The sequence below is a fragment of the Janthinobacterium sp. MP5059B genome, assembly GCF_001758645.1.
In the GTDB taxonomy this organism is placed as follows: domain Bacteria; phylum Pseudomonadota; class Gammaproteobacteria; order Burkholderiales; family Burkholderiaceae_D; genus Janthinobacterium; species Janthinobacterium lividum.
This window is the reverse complement of the sequence record NZ_LRHX01000006.1, coordinates 1,079,283-1,101,622: the sequence shown is the minus strand read 5'-3', so window position 1 is coordinate 1,101,622 and position 22,340 is coordinate 1,079,283. Positions and strand designations below refer to the sequence as shown.

General features: G+C 62.4%; 21 protein-coding genes and 1 pseudogene. 10 read left to right on the top strand and 12 right to left on the bottom strand.

The window, feature by feature from the left end:
• Positions 1-45: 45 nt before the first annotated feature.
• A complete protein-coding gene (locus tag JAB1_RS09495) occupies positions 46-1,551 on the top strand; it encodes an anion permease (protein WP_070279604.1) in 1,506 nt (501 codons plus the stop codon).
• Between the two features lie 33 nt (positions 1,552-1,584).
• Here JAB1_RS09495 and JAB1_RS09490 read toward each other — a convergent pair whose 3' ends face one another.
• A complete protein-coding gene (locus tag JAB1_RS09490; RefSeq protein WP_070279603.1) occupies positions 1,585-2,436 on the bottom strand; it encodes a DUF2306 domain-containing protein in 852 nt (283 codons plus the stop codon).
• Between the two features lie 137 nt (positions 2,437-2,573).
• On the opposite strand from JAB1_RS09490, the gene JAB1_RS09485 reads away from it, so the two are divergent.
• A complete protein-coding gene (locus JAB1_RS09485) occupies positions 2,574-3,641 on the top strand; it encodes a histidine kinase (protein WP_083299647.1) in 1,068 nt (355 codons plus the stop codon).
• Positions 3,638-4,408: a LytTR family DNA-binding domain-containing protein gene (locus JAB1_RS09480; protein ID WP_070279602.1), complete on the top strand. Its 771-nt coding sequence runs from the start codon at positions 3,638-3,640 to the stop codon at positions 4,406-4,408. The genes JAB1_RS09485 and JAB1_RS09480 overlap by 4 nt, the downstream gene beginning before the upstream one ends.
• Position 4,409: 1 nt before the next feature.
• Here the strand turns inward: JAB1_RS09480 and JAB1_RS09475 are convergent, their stop codons facing one another.
• The 3 genes from JAB1_RS09475 to JAB1_RS09465 form a co-directional block, all read right to left on the bottom strand.
• On the bottom strand, positions 4,410-5,417 hold the full coding sequence (locus JAB1_RS09475; protein ID WP_070279601.1) for an NADP-dependent oxidoreductase: 1,008 nt from the start codon (positions 5,415-5,417) through the stop codon (positions 4,410-4,412).
• Between the two features lie 32 nt (positions 5,418-5,449).
• Positions 5,450-6,259 carry an oxidoreductase gene (locus JAB1_RS09470; RefSeq protein WP_070279600.1) on the bottom strand — a complete coding sequence of 270 codons (810 nt, stop codon included), beginning with the start codon at positions 6,257-6,259 and terminating at the stop codon, positions 5,450-5,452.
• A gap of 104 nt (positions 6,260-6,363) precedes the next feature.
• A complete protein-coding gene (locus JAB1_RS09465) occupies positions 6,364-6,981 on the bottom strand; it encodes a TetR/AcrR family transcriptional regulator (RefSeq protein WP_070279599.1) in 618 nt (205 codons plus the stop codon).
• Between the two features lie 27 nt (positions 6,982-7,008).
• Here JAB1_RS09465 and JAB1_RS29530 point away from each other — a divergent pair, with 27 nt between their 5' ends.
• Positions 7,009-7,200 carry a hypothetical protein gene (locus JAB1_RS29530; RefSeq protein WP_139144505.1) on the top strand — a complete coding sequence of 64 codons (192 nt, stop codon included), beginning with the start codon at positions 7,009-7,011 and terminating at the stop codon, positions 7,198-7,200.
• An 88-nt stretch (positions 7,201-7,288) separates the two neighbouring features.
• Here the strand turns inward: JAB1_RS29530 and JAB1_RS09460 are convergent, their stop codons facing one another.
• From JAB1_RS09460 to JAB1_RS09440, 5 genes are all read right to left on the bottom strand, one after another.
• On the bottom strand, positions 7,289-9,238 hold the full coding sequence (locus JAB1_RS09460) for a cytochrome c/FTR1 family iron permease (RefSeq protein ID WP_139144504.1): 1,950 nt from the start codon (positions 9,236-9,238) through the stop codon (positions 7,289-7,291).
• Positions 9,239-9,385: 147 nt separating this feature from the next.
• Positions 9,386-10,099, bottom strand: coding sequence for a hypothetical protein (locus JAB1_RS09455; RefSeq protein WP_070279597.1), 714 nt, complete (start codon positions 10,097-10,099; stop codon positions 9,386-9,388).
• Positions 10,100-10,190: 91 nt separating this feature from the next.
• Positions 10,191-11,225: a zinc-dependent alcohol dehydrogenase gene (locus JAB1_RS09450; RefSeq protein WP_217494289.1), complete on the bottom strand. Its 1,035-nt coding sequence runs from the start codon at positions 11,223-11,225 to the stop codon at positions 10,191-10,193.
• Between the two features lie 239 nt (positions 11,226-11,464).
• Positions 11,465-11,962: a MarR family winged helix-turn-helix transcriptional regulator gene (locus JAB1_RS09445; RefSeq protein ID WP_217494277.1), complete on the bottom strand. Its 498-nt coding sequence runs from the start codon at positions 11,960-11,962 to the stop codon at positions 11,465-11,467.
• Entirely contained in the window at positions 11,955-13,286 is a 1,332-nt protein-coding gene (locus JAB1_RS09440; RefSeq protein ID WP_070279595.1) for a S41 family peptidase, read from the bottom strand. The genes JAB1_RS09445 and JAB1_RS09440 overlap by 8 nt, the downstream gene beginning before the upstream one ends.
• A gap of 195 nt (positions 13,287-13,481) precedes the next feature.
• On the opposite strand from JAB1_RS09440, the gene JAB1_RS29525 reads away from it, so the two are divergent.
• Together JAB1_RS29525 and JAB1_RS29520 are read left to right on the top strand one after the other, a co-directional pair.
• Entirely contained in the window at positions 13,482-13,646 is a 165-nt protein-coding gene (locus tag JAB1_RS29525; RefSeq protein ID WP_175445038.1) for a hypothetical protein, read from the top strand.
• A 124-nt stretch (positions 13,647-13,770) separates the two neighbouring features.
• Positions 13,771-14,571 carry a hypothetical protein gene (locus JAB1_RS29520; RefSeq protein ID WP_139144502.1) on the top strand — a complete coding sequence of 267 codons (801 nt, stop codon included), beginning with the start codon at positions 13,771-13,773 and terminating at the stop codon, positions 14,569-14,571.
• A gap of 95 nt (positions 14,572-14,666) precedes the next feature.
• Here JAB1_RS29520 and JAB1_RS28725 read toward each other — a convergent pair.
• Together JAB1_RS28725 and JAB1_RS09430 are read right to left on the bottom strand one after the other, a co-directional pair.
• Positions 14,667-14,831 (bottom strand): annotated as a pseudogene (locus JAB1_RS28725) (transposase); the annotation flags it as partial.
• A gap of 387 nt (positions 14,832-15,218) precedes the next feature.
• Positions 15,219-15,857, bottom strand: coding sequence for an SDR family oxidoreductase (locus JAB1_RS09430; protein ID WP_070279885.1), 639 nt, complete (start codon positions 15,855-15,857; stop codon positions 15,219-15,221).
• Positions 15,858-16,366: 509 nt separating this feature from the next.
• Here JAB1_RS09430 and JAB1_RS09425 point away from each other — a divergent pair.
• Both JAB1_RS09425 and JAB1_RS09420 read left to right on the top strand, forming a co-directional pair.
• Positions 16,367-17,725 (top strand): glycosyl hydrolase family 18 protein, encoded by a 1,359-nt coding sequence (locus JAB1_RS09425; RefSeq protein ID WP_254672018.1) that lies wholly within the window; start codon positions 16,367-16,369, stop codon positions 17,723-17,725.
• 242 nt (positions 17,726-17,967) lie between these two features.
• Positions 17,968-18,390, top strand: coding sequence for a DUF2061 domain-containing protein (locus JAB1_RS09420; protein WP_071653321.1), 423 nt, complete (start codon positions 17,968-17,970; stop codon positions 18,388-18,390).
• A 9-nt stretch (positions 18,391-18,399) separates the two neighbouring features.
• Here the strand turns inward: JAB1_RS09420 and JAB1_RS09415 are convergent, their stop codons facing one another.
• Positions 18,400-19,845, bottom strand: coding sequence for an amidase (locus JAB1_RS09415; RefSeq protein ID WP_070279593.1), 1,446 nt, complete (start codon positions 19,843-19,845; stop codon positions 18,400-18,402).
• A gap of 101 nt (positions 19,846-19,946) precedes the next feature.
• Here JAB1_RS09415 and JAB1_RS09410 point away from each other — a divergent pair, with 101 nt between their 5' ends.
• Positions 19,947-20,855, top strand: a complete 909-nt coding sequence (locus JAB1_RS09410; RefSeq protein ID WP_070279592.1) for a LysR family transcriptional regulator — start codon at positions 19,947-19,949, stop codon at positions 20,853-20,855.
• Between the two features lie 112 nt (positions 20,856-20,967).
• Entirely contained in the window at positions 20,968-22,329 is a 1,362-nt protein-coding gene (locus tag JAB1_RS09405; protein WP_217494276.1) for an MFS transporter, read from the top strand.
• Positions 22,330-22,340: the final 11 nt, after the last annotated feature.

The window sequence follows — 22,340 nt, the reverse complement described above, 5'->3', positions numbered from 1 at the left end:
ATTCCGACCGCGAGGATGCCTGACCCACAGCGAAAGGTAATAAAGATGTATAAAACAGTGCGCGACCTGTTCCTGCATTTCAAGGAAGCCGTCCCATTCCGCCTCGTCCCCGCCCTGATCTGCACAGCCTTGCTGTTGAGCATGCTATTGCTGCCGGCGCCGGACGGCTTGACGCCCAAAGCCTGGGGCCTGGTGGCGATTTTCCTCACCACCATCCTGGCGATCATTCTGAAGGTCATGCCGATCGGCGTGATGGCGATGATGGCCATCGTCATCGTTTCATTGTCGCAAGTGACGTCGACCTCGTCCAAGGGCGCCATCACGGATGCGCTCAGCAGTTTCTCGAATCCATTGATCTGGCTGATCGTCGTGGCGATCCTGATTTCGCGCGGCCTGAAAAAGACGGGGTTGGGCAGCCGCATCGGCCTGCTGTTCATTTCCCTGCTGGGCAAGCGCACCATGGGCATCGGCTATGGCCTGGCGATCTGCGAACTGGTGCTGGCGCCATTTACACCGAGTAACACGGCACGTGGCGGCGGCATCGTCCACCCCGTCATGAAATCGATCGCCAACGCCTTCGACTCGGACCCGGCCAAGGGCACGGAAAAGAAAGTCGGCACCTATCTGGCCCTCGTCAACTACCACGCCAATCCGATCACCTCGGCGATGTTCCTCACGGCTACGGCGCCGAACCCGCTGGTGGTCGACTTTGTGGCCAAGGCCAGCGGCCAGAGTTTTCACCTGACGTGGACCACCTGGGCCCTGTGCATGCTGCTGCCGGGCCTGGTCTGCCTGCTGGTCATGCCGCTGATTATTTATTGGCTGTCGCCGCCGGAACTGAAAGCCACGCCCGACGCCGTCACCTACGCCAAGGCGGAACTGAAAAGCATGGGCCCGCTGTCGCCGTCGGAAAAAGTCATGCTGGGGACCTTCGCCCTGTTGCTGCTGCTGTGGGCAAACGTGCCCGCCATACTGTTCGGTCCCGCGTTTTCGCTCGATGCGACGGTGGTCGCCTTTGTCGGCCTGTTTGTACTCATCATTACCGGCACCATCGACTGGGACGACGTGCTGTCGGAAAAGAGCGCCTGGGACACCCTCGTGTGGTTCGGCGCGCTCGTCATGATGGCCGAGCAGCTGAACAAGACGGGCGTGATCGCCTGGTTTTCGGCCGGCATGAAGGCCGCCATCGTCGCCAGCGGCATGGACTGGCTGCCGATTGCCGCCGTCCTGGTGCTGGTGTTTGTCTTTTCGCATTACTTCTTCGCCAGCACGACGGCCCACATCAGCGCCATGCTGCTGGCCTTCCTGACGGTGGGCCTGCACCTGATCCCGGCCGAATACCACGTGCCCTTCATGCTGATGATGACGGCCGGCTCGGCCATCATGATGACCCTGACGCACTATGCGACGGGCACCTCGCCCATCATCTTCGGCAGCGGCTTCGTGACGATGGGCAACTGGTGGCGGGTCGGCTTCATCATGTGCGTGGTGGAACTGCTGATCTTTGCCATCGTCGGCACCACCTGGTGGAAGGTGCTTGGCTACTGGTAACAGGCGTTTGCCCTGCCGCATGCCGGGCGGCGCTCAGCCGTGCATGCGCGGCAGCCACATGCCCATCGCGGCCACGGCGATGCCCGCGCTCATCGCCACCGTCAGCAGTGCCAGCACGGCCGCCATGCCCAGGCGCAGCATCGCGTTGCCGCCGTCGCGGCAGCGCAGATAGGCTTCCAGCACGGCCAGCGGCAGCAGATACTGGGCAAAGGCAAGGAAGCTGAGGAATGGCCCCGTGAAGCTTGCGGGGTCGAAACCCGCCGGGCCGCCATTGACTGCCAGCCAGCACATCAGTCCCACGCGGAAGAACCACACGCCGCTCACGGCCAGGAACAGCCGCAGCGCCCAGCGCCGGTGCGCCGCGATATCGCGCTGCAACGCGTTCTTCAAGGCGAGGCCCGCGAAGACCAGCACCAGCACGGCATTGAGGCTGATGCCCAGGTGCTGCGTCGTATCGCCCACGGCGCCGCGCCACCACAGCATATACAGTCCGGACAAGGCAGCCAGCACGGCACCGGCCAGGTAGACTCTGCCGTTCCAGCGGTGCAAGCGGGGCGCGTGGCGGCGCACGTGCGGCACCAGTTGCAGCGCGCCGCCCAGCATGAGGATGGCTGCCAGCAGCAGGTGCACGCCGGTGGCCACATTGCCCACGCCATCGCCGGGCACGTGGCCATGCGTCATGACGGCATTCCAGCCCGGCAAATCGCCGCGCGTCGCGGCGCCGCCATACAGGGCGATGATGTAGGCGGCAAAGAAGAGCTGGCCGGTGACGGTGGCGAGGAACCAGAAGCGGGCAGAGGCGGACAGGGCCGTGGCCGCCCATCGGCGCGATGACGCCAGGCGCGGCGAGGGCAGGGGGCTGGTGGTGGAACTGGCGGATGGCATCGGTATCTCCTGGCGGCATGAACGAAGCATCAAGATAGGCCTCCGCTTCCCGGGCGGCCGGGAACAGGCGGGGACGGTGCGACGAACGGCGGTTTTCAGGGCTTGAACGGCGGCCGCTTCCCGCGTATGGTGACGCCATGATGCCTGCCCCTGTCACCATCCGCCGCGCCCAAGCGTTCTTGCCGACCGCGCGGCAGGCGCTCGTCGTGACGGTCTTCACCTTGCTGCTGTCGTGGCTGCTGCATCTGCTCAGCGGCACGCCATATCTTGGCGTGTTTGGCCGCATCGGCTTCATTGGCGCGGCGCTGCTGCTGGCGTACTCGGCGGCGGGAGCCTTGCGGCCGCGCTGGCTGTCGCTGGCGGCGGCGCGCCTGGGCGCCGTGGTGCTGATGGCGCCCGTGGCCGCCCTGGTCACGGCGCTGGCCACGCAGCGGGGCCAGTTTCTTGCCTATCTCGCGCAAACGCAAACCCTCGTCGGGCATTTCCTGATGGTCGTGCTGGCTGTCGTCTTCGGCGTGCTGTTTTCCCTGCTGGCCATGCGCAGCGAACGGCGCGAGCGCGAACGGGCCGACCGCCTGCAGGCCGAACTGGAGAAAAACATCCTGGAGCGTGAATTGCTGGACGCGCGCCTGCGCCTCTTGCAGGCGCAGATCGAACCGCATTTCCTGTTCAATACCCTGGCCAATGTGGAAGCGCTGGTGGCGTCCGGCTCGCCCAATGCGGGGCCCGTGCTGCGCCACCTGATCGCCTATCTGCGCGCCGCCATGCCGCGCCTGAACGATGAGGCCGCCACCTTGGAGCAGGAATTGCAGCTGGTGCGCGCCTACCTGGAACTGATGCGGGTGCGCATGCCGGACCGCCTGCAATTCGAGGTAGCCCACGTCGCGCAGGCAGCCAGCCTGCGCTTTCCGCCCATGGCGCTGCTGACCCTGGTGGAAAACGCCGTGCGCCACGGCATCGATCCCGGCATGGAAGGCGGGCGCATCACGGTGGGCGCGGCGCTGGATGCGGCCGGCGGCAAGAGCTGCGTCTGGGTCAGCGACACAGGCGTGGGCATGGCCGAGACGGCGCAGCCTGGCACCGGCCTGAACAATGTGCGCAGCCGCCTGCAAGCCGTGTATGGCGCCAGCGCCCGGCTGGAACTGCACGCGCTCGACCCGCATGGCGTGCGTGCCGAGCTGCATTTTTCTGGAGGACAGCCTTGAACACCATTTCCGCGCTGATTGCCGACGACGAACCGCTGCTGCGCGAACGCCTGCGCAGCCATTTGGCCACCCTGTGGCCGGCCTTATCCGTGATCGGCGATGCGCGCAACGGCGCCGAAGCGCTTGAATTGTTTGAGCTGCATCAACCCGACATTGTCTTTCTCGACATCCGCATGCCGGGATTGGACGGCATTGCCACGGCGCGCGCGCTGGCCCGCCGCACGCAAATCGTGTTCGTCACGGCGTATGACCAGTACGCATTGCAGGCGTTCGAGCAGGGCGCCATCGATTACTTGGTGAAACCCGTCGATCCGGCCCGCCTGGCCGACACCGTGCAGCGTTTGCAACGCCAGTTGCCCGGCCCACCGGCCGATGGCGGCGCGTTCGATGCCATGCTGGACCAGCTGGCCAGCCGCCTGGGCGGACGCGTCGCGCCGCCGGCCCGGTTGCAATGGATCAAGGCATCCGTGGGCAGCAGCGTGCGCCTGATTCCCGTCGAGCAAGTGCGTTATCTGCGGGCCGAAGAGAAATACACGCTGGTGGCGTGGGAAGAGGGCGAAGCCCTGATACGCACCAGCATCAAGGAACTGGGCGAACAGCTGGACCCGGCACGCTTCGTGCAAATACACCGCGCCGTCATCGTCAACCTGGCGTATGTCAGCCAGGTAACGCGGGGCGTGAATGAAACGGCGCAGCTGCATTTGCGTGGCAGCGAGGAAACCTTGCCCGTCAGCCGCAGCTATCTGCAGCATTTCCGGCAGATGTGACTCAAGCCGCGGGAAATTGCACCACCACCTTGCCGCGCGCGCGTCCCTGCGCCAGGTAGGCCAGTGCCTGTTTCGCCTCACGGAAAGGAAACACCTGGTCGATGACGGGACGGATGGTGCCCCCTTCGAGCAGGGCGGCGATCTGCGCCAGCTGGCCGCCGTCGGGACGCACGAAGTGGAAGGCATAGCTGGCGCCGCGCCGCTTCGCCAGGCCGATGATCTTGCGGCTGAGCAAACCAAACACCAGTTTCAGCACCACGTTCATGCCACGCGCACGGGCGAAAGCGGCGTCCGGCGGGCCGATCAGCGAGACGACATGGCTGCCAGGCTTGACGATGCGCAAGGCCTTTTCCAGCCCGTCGCCGCGCACCGTGCCCAGCACGGCGTCGTAATCGCGCAGCACGTCCTCGAACGGCTGTTTCTTGTAATCGACCACGTCATCGGCGCCCAGGCCGCGCACCAGCTCCACGTTCGCCGTGCTGGTGGTCGTGCCCACGCGGGCGCCCAGGTGCGTGGCCAGCTGGATCGCAAACGTGCCGATGCCGCCGGAACCGGCCGGAATGAATACTTTCTGGCCCGGCTGGAGCTGCATGCGCTCATGCATGGCTTGCCACGCCGTCAAGCCCACCATGGGAATCGAGGCCGCCTGCACGAAATCGAGGTTGACAGGCTTGAGGGCGGCCGCCTGTTCGGGCACCACGGCAAATTCGGCCAGGCTGCCGTATGGCGTGTCGAAAATACTGGCATACACGGCGTCGCCCACCTTGAAGCGCGTGACGGCGCTGCCCACGGCCACGACCACGCCGGCCAGGTCGCTGCCCAGGGTGGCCGGCAAGCGCAGTTTCAATATCGGCTTGAAGTCGCCCTTGGGAATCAGGTTGTCGATGGGGTTCAAGCCCACGGCGTGCACCTGCACCAGCAATTCGCCGGGGCCGGGAATGGGGCGGGGCAGTTCGGCAAACGCCACGTGATCAAGGCCGCCGTATTGTTTGAGTTGCAATGCTTGCATGGTGTTCTCTCTGAAGGCTGAAAAGGGGGCGATCAAGCCAGGCGCAGATCCTTGCGCAAGCCGGCGTCCATCAGCGCGGCGGGCATGAAACGGCGCATCAGGCGCAAGCGCGCCGCCAGCGGCCCGGCCGTGTAGCGCAGCTTGGGCTGGCGTGCCTGCGCGGCCGCCAATACCGTGTCGGCCACGACGCCAGGCTCATCGGCGCCGGCCATCAGTTCCTGCAGCCGGCGCGTGACGGCTATGCTGACTTGCCGGTAGGCGGACAGCGGCGCATCGGGCGCCAGCAGATTGGCTTCGAACGTGGTTTTCGTATAGGCCGGTTCGATGACGCTGGCGCGGATGCCCCAGTCCCGTACTTCATGGTCGAGCGATTCCGTGTAGCCCTCGATGGCGTGCTTGGTGGCGGAATACAGCGCGCCGTAAGGCATGGGCAAAAAGCCCACGACGGAACCGATATTGAGGATGCGCCCGCCGCCCTGGGCCCGCATGTGCGGCAGCACGGCCAGGGTCATGCGCACGACACCGAAGAAATTCGTGTCGAAGATGGCTTGCGCCTGCTCAATGCTGCTTTCCTCGGCGCCTGCCGGAGCCACACCGAAACCGGCGTTATTGACCAGCAGGTCGATGCGGCCTTCGCGCTGCATCACCTCGGCCACGGCGGCAGCGACAGACGCATCGCTGGTGACGTCGAGCGCCAGCATCGCATGGCCGGCTCCGGCCGCATGGCCGCCACGGCGGCTGGTGCCGTACACCGTGTAGCCCGCTTGCGCCAGGCGCCGGGCCGTGGCCGCGCCGATGCCGGACGAGGCGCCGGTGACCAGGGCAATCTTGTGGTTTTTCATGGCAGTTCCTTCAGTGATTGACAGCTTGGGACATGGAATATGACGATCATCATATTTTTGTTGAAAAAAAAGCCCGGGACGGATCAGCGCCACGGGCGTTACGGCTAGTTTGTGTCTTGAAACTGCGCCAGGGTGGCCGCGCACAGCGCTTCCGACAGGGCTGGCTCGTCCACGGCACGGGCGAGGATGGTGGTGCCGATCAGGGCGCACACCGTCGCCATGGCCTGCGCGTGCGCTTCGGGCTGGCCCCAGTTCGGCAACTGGCGCGCGAACAGGTCGATCATTTCCTTGATATGGATGGTGGCGGCGCGCCGCACCTCGGGCGCCTGGCGCGGCATTTCCGAGCCCAGTGCCGACACGGGGCAGCCCACCTCGATGGCGGCGATGTGTTCGGGGGAAAGATACGCGGCCAGCATCGCCTGCAGCGCCTGGCCGGGCGGGGCGGCAGCGGCCACCCGGGCCGCCAGCGCCACCGCTTCGGCGCCCGCGCGGTCGCCCGCTTCGGCCAGCAGCGCGTCGCGCGAAGCGAAGTGGGCATAGAAGCCGCCGTGCGTCAGGCCCGCTTCCTTCATGATGTCGGCCACGCCCGTGCCCGCATAGCCGCTACGGCGGATGGCGCGCGTGGCCACCTCGACAATGCGTTCGTGGGTGGCTTCCTTGCGGCTTTGCGCCGAGGGCTTGGCAGCTGAGTTGTTGGGTAATTTCTGCATGATGGTCATCATATCTTATTCTGGAAGATGCTGCACTGAATGGCATCGTTTGTAAAATTGATCGGCGGCGCGGCGCGGGGCAATAATGGAGCGCCACACCGCCCGTATCGACAAAACAAGACGACTCCATGGATGCACCTGCTGTTCATGTTGAGCACGCAGGCGCTATCGGCCCAGGCGCAGAACCGCCACGCGGGCGTGAGCTGGTCGTGGCTGGTGTTTGAAAAATAGGTGGGGCCGATGGCGGGGGAGGGATGGCGCGCCTGACCAGGCGCGCCATGGCCGGCACTGGCAGCTTGCCCGTGCCGGCTCTACAAGGTCAAGCCAGCTTGCGCTTGCCCGCAGAAACGCGGTTCCAGCCATAGCCAACGACGATGATGGCCAGGATGGCCGCCTGCGCCAGCAAGGTTTCCAGGGTCGGCAGGATGCCCAGCAGGTCGACGCGGATGAAATCGACGGGGCTCACGCCGACCCAGCCCGCTTCCTGCAGCGCGGCCACGCCTTTGCCCATCAAAATCACGGCCAGCACGGCCACGAAGGCGGACGTCCACGAGAAGAATTTGCCGATCGGCATGCGCGCGCTGGTGCGCAGCAAGGCCCAGGCGATCACGACCAGCAGCACGATGGCCACCAGAAAGCCGCCCAGCAGGGCGCCGCCATTGCCGTCCGCCGCCAGGGCGGAATAGAACAGCACGGTTTCAAAGACTTCGCGGTAGACGGCGATGAAGGCCAGGGCGAACAGGCCCCAGGCGGAGCGCCGCGTCATGGCCGCCGTGAGTTTCTCGTGCAGGTATTCCTGCCAGCGTCCGGCGCTGCTCTTCTGGTGCATCCACAAGCCCACGCTGAGCAGGACCAGGGCCGCGAACACGGAACCGAGGCCTTCGCTCACTTCGCGGCTGGCGCCGCTGATGGTCACCAGATACGTTGCCGCCACCCATGTCAGGCCGCCCGCCACCAGCGCGCTGGCCCAGCCCGCATGCACATAGGGCAGCACGTCGTTGCGCTTGGCCTTGCGCAGGAAGGCGATGATGCCGATGACGATCAGCAAGGCTTCCACGCCTTCGCGCAGCAAGATCGTCAGGGCGCCGACAAAGGTCGTCATCGGGTCGGCTTTGGCGTCGCCCAGTTCCGCTTCCACGTGGGTAAACAGTTGCTGCAGCTTTTCGCCGGCCGCGTCGGCGTCGGCCACCGTGCCCTTGGCCACGGCGGAGCGGTAAGCCAGCATGGCGTTTTCCACGGCCAGCAGCAGGGATTTGTTGCGCGCGCCCACCATCGGCTCGATCGGCTCGAAACCGTCCAGATAGGCCGACAGGCCCAGGCGCGTGGCGCCAGCGCGGTCGCCCGCGTGCATGGCCTCCAGGCTTTCCGCCAGGCGCAAACGCGACAGGGCCAGGCCGGCCGGCTTGTGCGCCTCGGCCTTGCCAGGGTTGCTGCGCAAGTACGCCGTCAAGGCTTGCGCCTCGTCCGCTCCCAGCTTGGCGGCGGCCGCTTCTTGCGTCAGGGTCGTCACGGCAGCCAGGTCCGCGTACAAGTTCTTGCTGCGCGGATCATCCTGCCACAGCTTTTCTCCGCGCGCGCTTGCCGCCGCATCGTGCGACATACCGCCGACATAGAACGCCAGGTCCCAGCGCTCGTTTTCGGACAGCTGGCCAAAACTGGCCATCGAGGTGCCGGCCACGCCTTGCGAAATGACCTGGTACAGCGCCATCAGGCTGCGCGACTGCGCCCGTTCGCCATCCGTGAAGGCGATCGGCTTCGGTTCCAGGCTGGCCGCCAGCGGACCGTCGCCGCCGCCGGCCACGCCGTGGCAGGAGGCGCACTGGGCCGCATACAGGGCGGCGCCGCGCGCCAGGTTGGGCAGCACTTTCGGCGCCACGGGAATTGGGTAAGCGGCAATCAGCAAGCCGTTCGCATGGTGCGCCAGGCGCTTGACTTCCGCGCCATCCGCCTTGGCGACGACGGCTTTGCGCAGGTCGGCGATGGCGGCGGCGATGGCCGCTTGCGAAGCGTGCGCGGGCAGGGCGGCGATCTGCGTCGTCGCGTTGTCCGTAAAATCGAGCATTTCCGCGTATTCCGCTTCGCTGACCACTTTACCGTGCTCGACGGCGCCGCTGTAATCGACGGCAACATAATCGATCAATTGCCACAGCTGCTTGGCGCCGGCGGCCTGGTCGGCCACTTGCGCTTGCGCGCCTCCGGCCAGTAACAGGCTGAGGCTGGCGGCCACGAGCGGATAGCAGACGAGCCATTTCTTAATAGAACTGAACATGATTCTCATTCTCATTTGTCGTTAACCCGGCGACTATAGGACAGACCGTGCGGGGTGTCAACGGCGCACGGGCGTGCGCGTACTGCCCCGGTCATTATTCTTGACCAGGACAACGTGCCGGGAGAATGGAGAGACGGAGAAAGAAGGCTATTGCGTCGATGCCGGTTTGGCGTACAGGCCCCTGGCCAGGCCATGATCCGGATCGTCCACTTTCAGGCCGCCCTTGACCACGCGCAAGGACAGCTTCTGGAATGCCTGGCCTCTCAACCACTGGGGATCGGTAACGGCGAATGCGGCGATGCGTTCCTGTGCCCGCCCGGCTGGCACGGCCAGCCATTGATAGTCGGCTTTTGAACCCTGGCGGCGCAAGCCGGCGCGCACCCAGCTTTCCGACGCCGGCATGCGGACGATGGCGTCGCCGTTCGCCACGCTGACGGCCGTGGCCGTCTTGCCGCTTTGCGCTTCGAACTTTACTTCCACGCCGGCCATCGGTCCCAGCCGGGGGAAGCCGACGATGGCCACCCACAGGCCCGCTTCAGCGGGTTTCTGGATGCGCATTTCCGATTCCTCGAACACGCGAAACTGTGGTTCCTTGCCGCCGTTGCCCGCCACCAGGGTCACCACGTCGCCGGCAACGCGCCACTCGCCGCTGGCTTGCTCGTCGGTATTGCCATAGCTGAGCATCCATTCGAACTTGCCGTCTTTTTTCAGCAGCAGTTCGGAACCCGTTTCCATGACGCCTTGCAGGTAATAGTGTCCGGGCAGCGCAGCCGCAGCCGGGTCGGCCGCGCTGGCCGCCCCAGCCGAAAAGGACAAGGCGAGGGCGGCGCAGGCCAGCAGGCCGGAGAGGGATTTCTTCATCGGTGTGTCCTAGGTGTGTCTTATGAGATGCCATCATAGCAACGGCAATTAAATTGCCGTCGCACGACACACCGCGCCGCCCGCCTGTCGTTCAGCTGCCGCTGAAATCGAGCACCACGCGCGAGGCAACCTTGCCATGTTCGAGCCGGCTGAAGATCTCGTTGATGGCCGACAGCGGCTGCAATTCCACGCCGGCCTTGACCTTGCCCGTGGCGGCGAAGGCGAGCGCCTCGGCCATGTCCTGGCGCGTGCCGACAAAGGAACCGCGTATCGTCACGCAATTGGCGACCACGTCGAACAGCGGCGTCGGGAAGTCTCCCGGCGGCAAGCCCACCAGCACGCAGGTGCCGCGCTTGCGCGTCATCGCCACGCCTTGCTGGAAGGCATCGATCGACGGCGCCGTGATCAGCACGCCGTGGGCGCCGCCCCCGGTCGCTTCGCGCAGGGCCGCGACGGGGTCGCCCTGGCGCGCATTGATGGTCACTTCGGCGCCCAGGGCGCGCGCGTGCTCCAGCTTGCCTTCATCGATGTCGACGGCCGCCACGCGCAAGCCCATGGCCACCGCATATTCGATGGCCAGGTGGCCCAGTCCGCCAATGCCGGACACGGCCAGCCACTGGCCCGGCCGCGCCCCCGTTTCCTTGATGCCCTTGTAACTGGTTACGCCGGCGCAGATGATGGGCGCCGCCTGCACGGCGGACAGACCCGCCGGAATATGCGCGACGTAGCGCGGGTCGGCCAGGATGTATTCGGCGAAGCCGCCATTCTTGGTATAGCCGCCAAACTGCGCCTCGGCGCACACGGTTTCCCAGGCCGCCAGGCAATGTTCGCAATGGCCGCAAGCCGAATACAGCCAGGGCACGCCGACCCGGTCGCCCAGCTGCACTTCCGTCACGCCCGTACCCACGGCCACCACGAGGCCGATGCCTTCGTGGCCGGGAATGAACGGCGGCGTCGGCTTGACGGCCCAGTCGCCGCGCGCCGCATGCAAGTCCGTGTGGCACACGCCGCACGCTTCCGTCTTGACGAGGATCTGGCCGGGGCCTGGCACCGGCACGGGAACGTCGCGCAGCACCAGCGGCTGGCCCAGTTGTTCGACAACGGCGGCTTTCATGGTAGTGGGGATCATGTTATTCCTTGTGAAGTTGGTCATGCGTAGGCAGGGCGCAGGCGCGAGCGTGGGGCTGGGGACAAGGCATGTGTCGGGCATGGTTGTGCCAGCCAAGCGCTCTGCCATGGTCTGTTCGACAGAGCCTTGCGAATGATCATATTCTGCTGCACACGGTAGGAAAATTGATTGATCTACATCAATGTATTCCGGCAGGAAGGCGACGGGTGCGCCAGCAGCCTTAATTCAGGGCATGGTCAGGCCGGAGAATTGATGCGTTTGTCCAGCGGCCTCTCCTTGAGCGCATCGGCGGCCCGATCTACGAATTGCCTGACGTCCCCCACCTCGGCAAACAAGCCGGCATAGGCCGCCCGGATCAGCACCGTGCACTGCTCGAATTTCGCAAGCTGCGACAAGCCTTCATCGGTTGGCATGAATATCCGTCGCCGGGCATCATTGTGATCATTCCGATACTGTATCAGGCCCAGACGGAGCAGCTTGGGTATCTTTTGCATGACCAGCTGGTGCGAATGTCCGAGTTCGCGCGCCAGATCCGAGGCGGAGGCCGTGCCGAGCGTTGCAAGAGCAGTCATCAGCGAACACGAGCGAACCGGGATGACGATCCCCATCGTATCGAAGACAGTCTGGGATTGCTCAGCGATCAGGACGCTCAGCCGTTCGACAGCGCGGCCGAGAAACACGGCGTCATCGATCGCGGCCGGGTGATGTGTCCCCTCAGGTGTGCCCTTAGTCAAGGCGCTGGTACCGCTGGATACTGCCGTCCTGATTCACCCGTTCCAGCGCCGTCACTTTTCCGCGCGAAACATTCAAGCGGTATCGAAAATCGGACACGCCTTCCACCGCGAACAGGTCGGGACCGATCGGCTCCAGGGCGACGCGGAACCGGTCGCGCCAGATATAGTAAAGTGTGCCATTCTCCAGGATGAGCTGGCGGCCTTCATATTTTCCGGCGGCTTTCGCCAACATTCCGGCATCGACGTGCGGGCGCTCGATGGCTGCCGTCAAGCTTGGGAGCAGCCAGGCAAATTCGGTTCGCCTGGCGTCATCGGTCTTCGCCAGATTCTCAAGCGCCAGCTTGTGCGCCAGAGGCAGTGCGCGGATGGACGGGCTTGGGATATCGGGTTGGACGCCGGCTCCTTCGAAATCGCCACGGTCCACGGGATCCTGGATCTGGCCGATCGGTACCTGCACGAAAAAATCGTCGTTGAGCGGCTTGCGTGCAACCGGATGCGCGCCGCCGGCGGTCCGCTCCCCGATCAGTGTCGCTCGCCCGAGCTTCTTCATCGCATAGGAAAACCATTCTGCGGAGGAAAACGACGTGGAGCCGGTCAGGATATAGACCGGCTTGTCCACCATGCGCTTGCCAGGCAGGCCCGGCAGCACCCATTGCCCGCGCTGGATACGCTTGCCATCCTCATTATAGTAATAGTCGAAGAGCAGCTGGTCTTTCTCGCTGGAAAAGAAATAGCTCGCTAGAAATTGCGCCATTTCCAGATGTCCACCATTGTTATAGCGCAAATCGATGATGAGGGCATCCGTATTGCCGACGAAGCGCATGACGGACGCGGCCGTATCATAGGCAAGTTCCGGATCGGCAAAATAGCTGAATCGTATATAGCCGATATTTCCCTTCAGGCGAGCGACCTCATCGAAACCGAAATTGCTCTCCTCCAGCGTGCTCAATTCTTCTTTTCGTATCTTGGCCTTGAGCGCCGGATTGGCCTTCGCCTTGAATTCCGCGATCCATTTTGCGTCAGCCCCCACGAAGAAATGCAGGTCGCCGCTGACTTTGAGGAGATCGTCGGTCAACTTGCCCGCAAACTCTGCCTTCGTGGCCGCGGAATCATAATCTCCCTTTTTCAGACGCTCCTGAAGCACCGGCGCAATTTTTCTTGCGATGTCGGGAAACGGGTAGTTCGCCTTCAAGGTGCTATCAAGGGAGGCGATGATCGCCCCTTTTTCATCTCGTGAAATGCCCGGTTCCTCGGCAAACGCCCCCGATGTGCACACTATGGACAGCGCCGATAGCGTTTGAAGCAGATATAAGTGATAGCGCATTTTAACGTTACTCCTCGGTGAAACCCGATCATACAATACGTTGTGCAATATGTTGTGGAAAAATAGGCATCATCGATTTGCAGAGACCCCGATGATGCCGCTGCCTGACTATCGTGAAGCTATCGTGACGCTGACAAAATTAGTGCTTGGTTCCTGTACTGGACTGACGAAAAGGAACATGCGAGGAGCCATCATTTGATTTTTTTTGAGCGCGGGGTGTCAATTACGGCGGCGGCGAAAGAACTAAATGTGGCTAAGGCAACGGCCTACGATCAGAAGGCTCGCATTCATAAAGCACTCAAGGAACTGGACGGCCGAGCTCAAAAAATGTTGATCATCGGCTGGGAGCGCTATGTTTAATTTAGGTGATAAATTAATAATTTTTATAATTACTCATAAATGCTAAAAATACAATTATTATTTAATTGATTTTCAGCATGTTTCAATGTTATCGTAAGTCATCTTAAGTGAATTGGAGGCTGCAATGAAAAAAGCGTTATTTGTTTCATTTATTGTGGTTTCTCTGCCAGCCTGTAATAACTTAAGGCCATTGCCTATTGTTGAGCCAAATGGTGGAAGTGTGGAAATGCCAACTCAACCGGATTTTAAAAGGGGCGGGTTAATTCCAGCCACTAGCATCCTGCAGGCAGTGAATAATTTAAAAATTTATACTGATTCATATTACTCAACTGCTGATAACTTACGCTCCTCAGAATTCGACAACGCTGATTTGACGTTACTCGGTGGCATTGCTGCTATTGTTGGGGGAGTGGCTAAATCTGTGGAGATAGCTGTTTCGGGAGGTGTGTTGTCAGCGGGAGCATCAATCGCTTCACAACGCTATCAACTTAAGATACAAGCTGCCAACTATGAAAAGGCCGGTGATGCGATGGCCTGCATGTATAGGAATGGAGTGCAATTTAGATCAATAGAGAATAAATATTTGAGTGATACTCCTGTTTTTATTAATGAAAAAATCGATGATGTTAGAGGGAAGCTAAGGAAGGCGCAAATTTCCGTTGATTTATTATCCCCAAAAACAGATGAATTAACAGCGTCATTAAAAAAGTTGGATAATGCAAACGTTGTGGTTGGTAGTGCTAATTTGACCTATAGGAATTCTTTATTCTCTAGTCAGAGGCTAGATCTCTATCCTGGAATGCCAAAAATCAGAGTTCAGGAAGTCGAGTCAACTATTTCTTTGGAGGAGGCGAAAGATTCATTGAATAAGGCAAAAGTGGAAAAAATTAATGCGGAAATAACAAAATGTGTAGCTTCTATTTAGGTCTCTTTTTTTTCTTGCTACGGTGAGGAACTTACATTGATTAAGTGAAAGTAGGCGTGCGGCGAGGTTTGAGAGTAAATTGACGTATGCCCAGCCTACTGAATTCGTAGTCGATGGGCCGCAAGGATGAGAGTAAATTTGATAAAAGCGCTGAGGAATGCCTGGTGGGTATCGGCAAGACGTTCATAGCGAATCCGCAGCCGACGGAAACGGTGGAGCCGGCCCAGGGTGCGTTCGACTACCCAGCGCCATTTGCCAAGGCGCTCGGGCGATGCGATGCGATGCCACAGCCCAGTTCATGATCACGAGGAAGATATTCCCAAGGCAATCCTGTCTTGAGCATGAACAGAATGCCGGTCAAGGCGGCTCGATCGTACCAGTTCATCAATCAAACGCGCATGCAGGGCGGGCGCGATTCTTTGAGTAGCAAATTCACTTCAGAAGCCGTAGCACATTTACTTCAACGGACGAAGATACTACTAAAAGTATCTCCCACTCCTCATCATCAATTTTACATAATATAAATTATGCGAAATTATGAGAGGGATTTGAGAAAACCCCCATTTCGCCAACTCCCCAATCGCAAATGCGATTTCACCCATCTGCGTGCCGCTGTCGTGGCCACTGGGTATCTTCGCTTGGACAAGCTACATGAAATACGGCTTGTCCCCGTCCGTGTTTGGTTTGTTCACGCCCAGGTTGGCGTGCAGGTGCAAGTCTGGCGCTTCGATGATGCTGGCGATCAGGTCTGCCACGCTCTTGCGCGATACCACGGTGCCTTTGAATGGCGCGTGGCGCGTCGTCAGTTCGTAGTCGACTTCGTCTTCGTCCGTCATCCAGGCTGGGCGCACGATGGTGTATGCCAGGCCGGACGCTTCGATGGCGTCGGCGGCGCGGCGGAATGGTTTCAGGTGTTCCGCCAGCCTGGCGTTGTTCCATGCGCCGAATTTGCCGGGGACTTCATCGTAGATGCCCATCGACAGGACGAAAACCAGGCGCCCGACACTGGATGCCCGCATGGCGGCAATGATGCTGTTGGCCTGGTCTTCCATGTCGTCGCCCACCAGATTGGCGTAGACCAGATCGTGACCGGGCATCGTTTGCCGCAGCAATGCCTCGTCCAGCACGTCGCCGGCCAGCACCGTGCCGTTGGCCGGGACTGGCGTAGGCAGCTTGCCGGGATTGCGCAACAACAGCGTCAAGGCGATGTCCTCACGGCCCGCGAAGGCGCGGATGACCCACTGCGCCACCTGTCCGCCTGCACCCAGTATCAATATCTTTTTCATTATTTCCGCTTTCGTCATGACACGCTGCCATGCAGGAAGTTACAGGTTTTCTTTCAGGAGCGGAACATGGAACCCTTGAAAAAAAGACATTGCCTGATGAGGCGCGCGGACTTAGCGCCTTGCCTGGTGGTAAGTTATTGCCCGTGGCAAGTATTGGCGCCAGACGGTGGCCTTGACGCAGATGCGGCTGGACCTGTCGCGTCGCGCGTGCTGTACGCCAATTTGCGCAAGGAAACGGTGCCATAGACTTTGCCTGGCGTCCTCCTCCCTTCCCCGCCCTGCTCCCGGCACCATTCCGGACACCATACCAGCGCACTGGAAAACAGGCACTGGTATGGCTCGCATCGCCCATCTCATGGGGTAATGCCACAACTGGTATTGTGATCTTGCGCAATGAATAAAACCAGTTGACTACCACTTGTAATGCTTGCACTCTGAAACGGCGGACGGTGTCCAGCCGCCCGGCCATACTAAAAACACACAAGGAGATGCAAGTGAACCGGACAGTCATGAATACCCTCATCCTTACCCTCTTCGGCGGCACCCTGGCCGCCTGCGGCGGTGGCGGCGGCGATGGATCCAGCGGCGGCGCGAGCCAGTTGTTGGCTGGCGCGACCGCAGCAGTGGCCTGCTACACGCCGTGGAACAGCGGTACCGCCTACAACGGCGGCGGCCAGGCCAGCTACAACAACGTCAATTACACGGCCAACTGGTGGACGCAAGGCAATAACCCATCGACCAGCAGTGGCGGCGCCGGCAGCGGCCAGCCCTGGACGGCGGTGGGAGACTGCGGCACGCCGACTCCTACCCCGACGCCTACCCCAACACCTACGCCGACTCCCACCCCGACACCGACGCCAACACCCACACCAACGCCGACCCCGACCCCGACACCAACGCCTACTCCAACGCCAACGCCCACCGGCCTGGCCAAGCACGCGCTGATCGGCTACTGGCACAACTTCACCAACCCCAGCGGCGCCACGTATCCGATCAGCCAGGTCAGCGATGACTGGGACGTGATCGTCGTCTCCTTCGGCGACAACGCGGGCGGCGGCAATGTCAGCCTGACCATCGATCCGGGCGCGGGCACGGAAGCGCAATTCATCGCCGACGTGGCGGCCAAGCGCGCGAAAGGCAAGAAAGTCATCCTGTCGCTGGGCGGGCAAAACGGTTCCGTTTCCGTCGGCAACACGGCCGAAGCGACGAATTTCACCAATAGCCTGTACGCCATCATCACCAAGTATGGCTTCGACGGTATCGACCTGGACCTGGAAAACGGCGTGGCGCAAGGCGCGGCCATCCAGACTTATCTGCCGATCGCCGTGAAAAACCTGAAAACCAAGGTCGGCAGCAGTTTTTACCTGTCGATGGCGCCGGAATGGGTGTATGTGGAAGGGGGATACACGAGCTATGGCAGCATCTGGGGCGCCTATATTCCCATCATCAATGCCTTGCGCAGCGAGCTGACGGTGCTGCACCCGCAGTACTACAACAATGGCGACATCTACACGCCGTACGCCACGGGCGCCATCAAGGCGGGCTCGGCCGACCAGCTGGTGGCCACGGCGCGCATGCTGATCGAGGGGTTCAATTATGGCGGCAATACCTTCGCCGGATTGCGACCGGACCAGGTGGGCTTCGGCGTGCCGTCGGGGCGCAGTTCGGCCGGTTCCGGGTTCACGACGAATGCCGACGTCAGCAATGCCCTGAATTGCCTGACGCGTCTGCTCAACTGCGGCACCATCAAGCCGCTGCAGGCGTATCCGGACTTCCGTGGCGTAATGACGTGGTCGATCAACTGGGACCGCCACGACAACTATAATTTCTCCGTGCCGACGAAGAATGTACTGAAAACCCTGCCGTAACAGCCTTTGCCCAACTGCGCATGGGAGCCTTGCTGCTCACATGCGCAGCACATGCCCTGGCGAAGCATCTCCCCTCCCCCGCGCGTGCCTGAAGCCATCCATAATCCAGTAAGGACAATTGATATTTCTCAATCCATAGTCTTAATCTATGGATTCAGTTGAAATATTTTACTTCCTTTTGTAAATGAGAATCGTTACTATCTAAGTCAAGGATAAGCGAATTCAACAGAAAGGAGCGTCCCTTGTTCACAGCCATCAAAACATTCAGCCAGGTCTGCACGCATATGTCGATCGCCTTCGGCCTCGCCTACTTGCTGACGGGATCCCTGGCGCTCGGTGGCTTGGCCGCAATCATCGAACCGGTCATCAACGTGGCCCTGCTGCCATGGCATGAAAAAGCCTGGCACGCGATCCGCCACCGCTACGCCGCCAGCCGCCTGGGCATTGCCGCCCTGGCCGGCGAAAAGCTCAGCCAGACGGCGCTGCACATGGGCGTGGCTTTCGGCGTCATGTACTGGGCCACGGGTTCCATGGCCTTCGGCGGCTTGCTGGCTGTGGTTGAGCCGATCTGCAACGTGATCATCCTGCCCTTCCACGACCGGCTGTGGGAAAAAGTCCGCTTTCGCCTGGAAAGCCGCGGTGCGGCCCGCCTCGCCGCCCTGTAATCCCCCTCCTTAATTACCTGCCCACACGGGCGGCCGCCTCTGTGCCCACGGCGCCGCCCGCTCCAGCTGGCCAGCCAGGCGCAGCAGCACGCCATCCTTGGCGTAGCCCGCCATGAACTGCATGCCGATCGGCAAACCTTCATCCGACATGCCCAAAGGCACGGACATGGCCGGCAAGCCCGCCACGTTTGCCAGCGGCGTGTACGGCGAATGCTCGAACAGGCGCGCCGTCCAGCCAACACCGTCAAGCTGTTCCTCCTTTTCGCCATAGCGGCCCAGCTGCCACGGCACATCCGGCATGGTCGGCGTCAGCAAGACGTCATACTGCCCAAACAAGGCGCCAGCCTGGCGCGTGACGGTATTGCGCACGTCGAGGGCCGCCACGAAATCGACGGCAGAGATCGTCTGGCCATGGCGGTAACAGGCCAGGGTCGCCGGTTCGAGGTTGTCCAGCGACACGGCGCGCCCGCTTTCTTGCGCCAGGGCATCGATCCACGGCACCAGGTTGGCGCACCAGATACTGGCATTGGCATGCACGAACGCTTGCCACGACACGCCCAGCGGGGCTTGCACTTCTTCCACGTGGTGGCCCAGGCTTTGCAGCAGGCGCACGGTGGCGTCCAGCGCGGCGTCGACGGCGGGCACGGGATGGGTGCCATTGCAGGCGGCACGCTGCACGCCGATGCGCAGCTTGCCCGGCGCCGCGCTCACCTGCGACAGCCAGCTGTGGCTGGGCGGACTCGTCAGATATGGCTCGCCCGGCAGTATTCCCTGCACGGCGTCCAGCAAGGCGGCGCTGTCGCGCACCGTGCGGCTCACGCCCAGCTGCACGCCCAGGCCGCTGAAGATCTCGTCCATGGCGGGGCCGTTCGAGACGCGGCCCCGGCTCGGTTTGAAGCCGAACAGGCCCGTCGACGCGGCCGGCACGCGGATGGAACCGGCCGCATCCGTCGCATGGGCCAGCGGCACGATGCCGGCTGCCACGGCCGCTGCCGCGCCGCCGCTGGAGCCGCCCGCGCTCAATGCCAAATTCCAGGGATTGCGCGTGGCGCCGTACAGCACGGGTTCCGTGGTGGTGGCAAAGGCCATTTCCGGCGTGCTTGTGCGGCCGAACGTCGCCAAGCCGGCGGCGCGAAACTGCGTCATCAGGTGGGAATCGAGCGCGGCGACATGGCCGGCGCCCAGGCGGCTGCCCGCTTCGCTGCGCTTGCCGGCCATGGTGACGGCCACGTCCTTGATCAGGAAAGGTACGCCGGCGAACGGCGCAGTGCTGACTGTGTTGTCAATGGCAGTCAAATCCGCCGGCCACAGCTCGACCACGGCGTTGATCTGCGGGTTGACGGCGGCGCAGGCGCGTACGGCCGCGTCGTGCAATTCGACGGCCGAGACGTCGCCTTCGCGCAACAGCTGGGCCAGTCCCATACCATCAAAGCTTGTATATTCATGGAGTTGCATCAGTTTATTCCTGTAATAGATGAGGAGTGGAGATCACAGGAACTACTGTAGGGCTTGCGCTATCATAGTGGAAATGAATAGTTGATATACAAGGTATAGCCATGAACAATTTGCGTAAGATGGACTTGAATCTGCTGCTGACCCTGAATGCGCTGTTGATCGAGCGCAATGTCACGCGGGCGGCGGCGCGGCTGCACCTGAGCCAGCCTTCCGTCAGCGTGCAGCTGGGCAAACTGCGTGCCGCTTTCGACGATCCGCTACTCTTGCCCGGCCCGCGCGGCATGCTGCCCACGGCGCGGGCGCTGGCCCTGTTCGCGCCCTTGCAAGCCGTGCTGGCCCAGTTGGAGCAAGTCTTGCAGCCGGAACAGGCGTTCGAGCCAGCCACGGCCGAGATACGCTGGAACCTGGCGGCGGCCGACGCCACCGAGTATGCGATCCTGCTGCCGATGCTGCCCGCCCTGCGCGCGCAGGCGCCGCTGTCGCGCATGGCCGTCTTCGAAGCCGTGCCGGCGCGCATGGCGCACGACCTGGAAAGCGGCCAGGTCGACCTGGGCTTTCTGGCGCAGGAAGAAGCGCCGCCCGGCTTGCGCCATCGCACCCTGTTCACCGAACACTATGTACTGGCGGGCCGCCGCGACCACCCGCTGCTGCAAACGCCGCCCGACCTCGAGCAGTTTTGCGCGCTGGAATTCATCGTCGTCTCGCCCAACGGCGGGGGTTTTCGCAGCAACGTCGATACGGCCCTGGAACAGCTGGGGCGCACGCGCAAGGTGGTGCTGTCCGTGCCGCACTTCCTCATCGTGCCTCCCCTGCTGGCCGCATCCGACATGGTGGCCCTGCTGCCGTCGCGCCTGCTGAAGAATGCGCTGGGCGCCCTGCGCACATGCGAGCCGCCCGTCGGCCTGCCCGACTACGAGATGGCCATGGTCTGGCACGAGCGCATGCACCTGGAGCCCGGCCACCGCTGGCTGCGCGAGCGCATCATGGCGTGGAATGAAAAGCCGGCTTGAGCCATTGACAAAGATAGGCAGGCCGTATACTGTCTCGCTTTATTGCTAACTAAGTTAGCTATTAATTCGAATGAAGACTGCCGCACTGCCTCGCTGGCCGATTTTACTGGTCATGATCGTTTCCGAAATCATGGATCTTGCCGCATCCACCATCGTCAATGTCGGCGGACCTGCATTGATCGGGTCGCTGGGGGCCAGCCCGGCCCAGATGCAATGGGTCATCGGCGGCTACGCGCTGGCATTGGGCGCTGGCCTGGTGCTCGGCGGGCGGCTGGGCGACCGCTTCGGGCGGCGCGCCATGTTTCTCTACGGCCTGGCCGCGTTTACCATCGCCTCGCTGCTGTGCGCCGTGGCGCCGACCATCGCCGCGCTGATTGCCTGTCGCCTGCTGCAAGGGCTGGCCGGTGCGATGCTGTTGCCGCAAGGTTTAGGGTTGCTGCGTGAAAACTACCAGGGGCCGGATCTGGCCAAGGTGTTTGGCATCTTCGGCCCCATCCTGGGCTTGGCGGGCATCCTCGGCCCCGTGCTGGGCGGGATGCTGCTCGAGGCGAATTTGTTCGGCCTGGGCTGGAGAGCCATGTTCCTGATCAATATTCCCATCGGCATCGCCTGTTTCCTGGTGGCGTGGCGCTACCTGCCCCGCCGTCCGGGCGTCCGCTCCGTCAAGATCGACCTCGCCGGCGCCAGCCTGCTGGTGCTGTCGTCCGTGTTCCTGGTCTTGCCGCTGGGTGAGGCTGGCGCATGGCCAGCCTGGGGATGGCCGGTGATCGCGATGGCCGTGCTGGGCTTCGGCCTGTTCGGCCTGCGCCAGTCCGCGGTGGTGCGCGCCGGACAGGCGCCGCTCATCATGACGTCGATCTTCCAGCGCTCCGCCTACACGGCCGGACTGGCCGGCATTGCCCTGTTCTTTTGTTCGCTCGTCGGCATGCAGCTGGTCCTGACGCTCTTCCTGCAGATCGGGCATGGCTTGACGGCGGGCGAAGCAAGCATTGCCAACCTGCCATTCGCCGTGGGCACGGCCTGCGGCGCCACCTTGAGCGGCGCGTTCCTGGCGGCGCGTTTCGGCCGCAAGGTGCTGCAGCTGGGCGCCGGGGTCCAGCTTGCCGGCGTAGCGCTGCTGCAATTTGAACTGGGCAATACCGCGGCATTTTCTGTCTGGCATGTGGTGCCCGGCATGCTGGTCTGCGGCATCGGCGCCGGCCTCGTGATCGCAGCCTTGTTCAGCATCATCCTGGCGGCCCTCGATGACAAGCAGATCGGTTCCGGTTCCGGCGTGCTGTCTGCCGTGCAATCGATTGCCGCTTCGATCGGCGTGGCCGTGTTCAGCGGCGCATTCTTTGCCGCGCATCCCGCCATGACGCCGGACCTGGCGCTGGGTGCCGCACTGACGATACAGACCTGCATACTCATCGCCTTCATGGGCGTGACGTTTTTCTTTCCCACCGCTGCAAAACTTGAGGTAAGCCATGCATGACCAGGAAACAC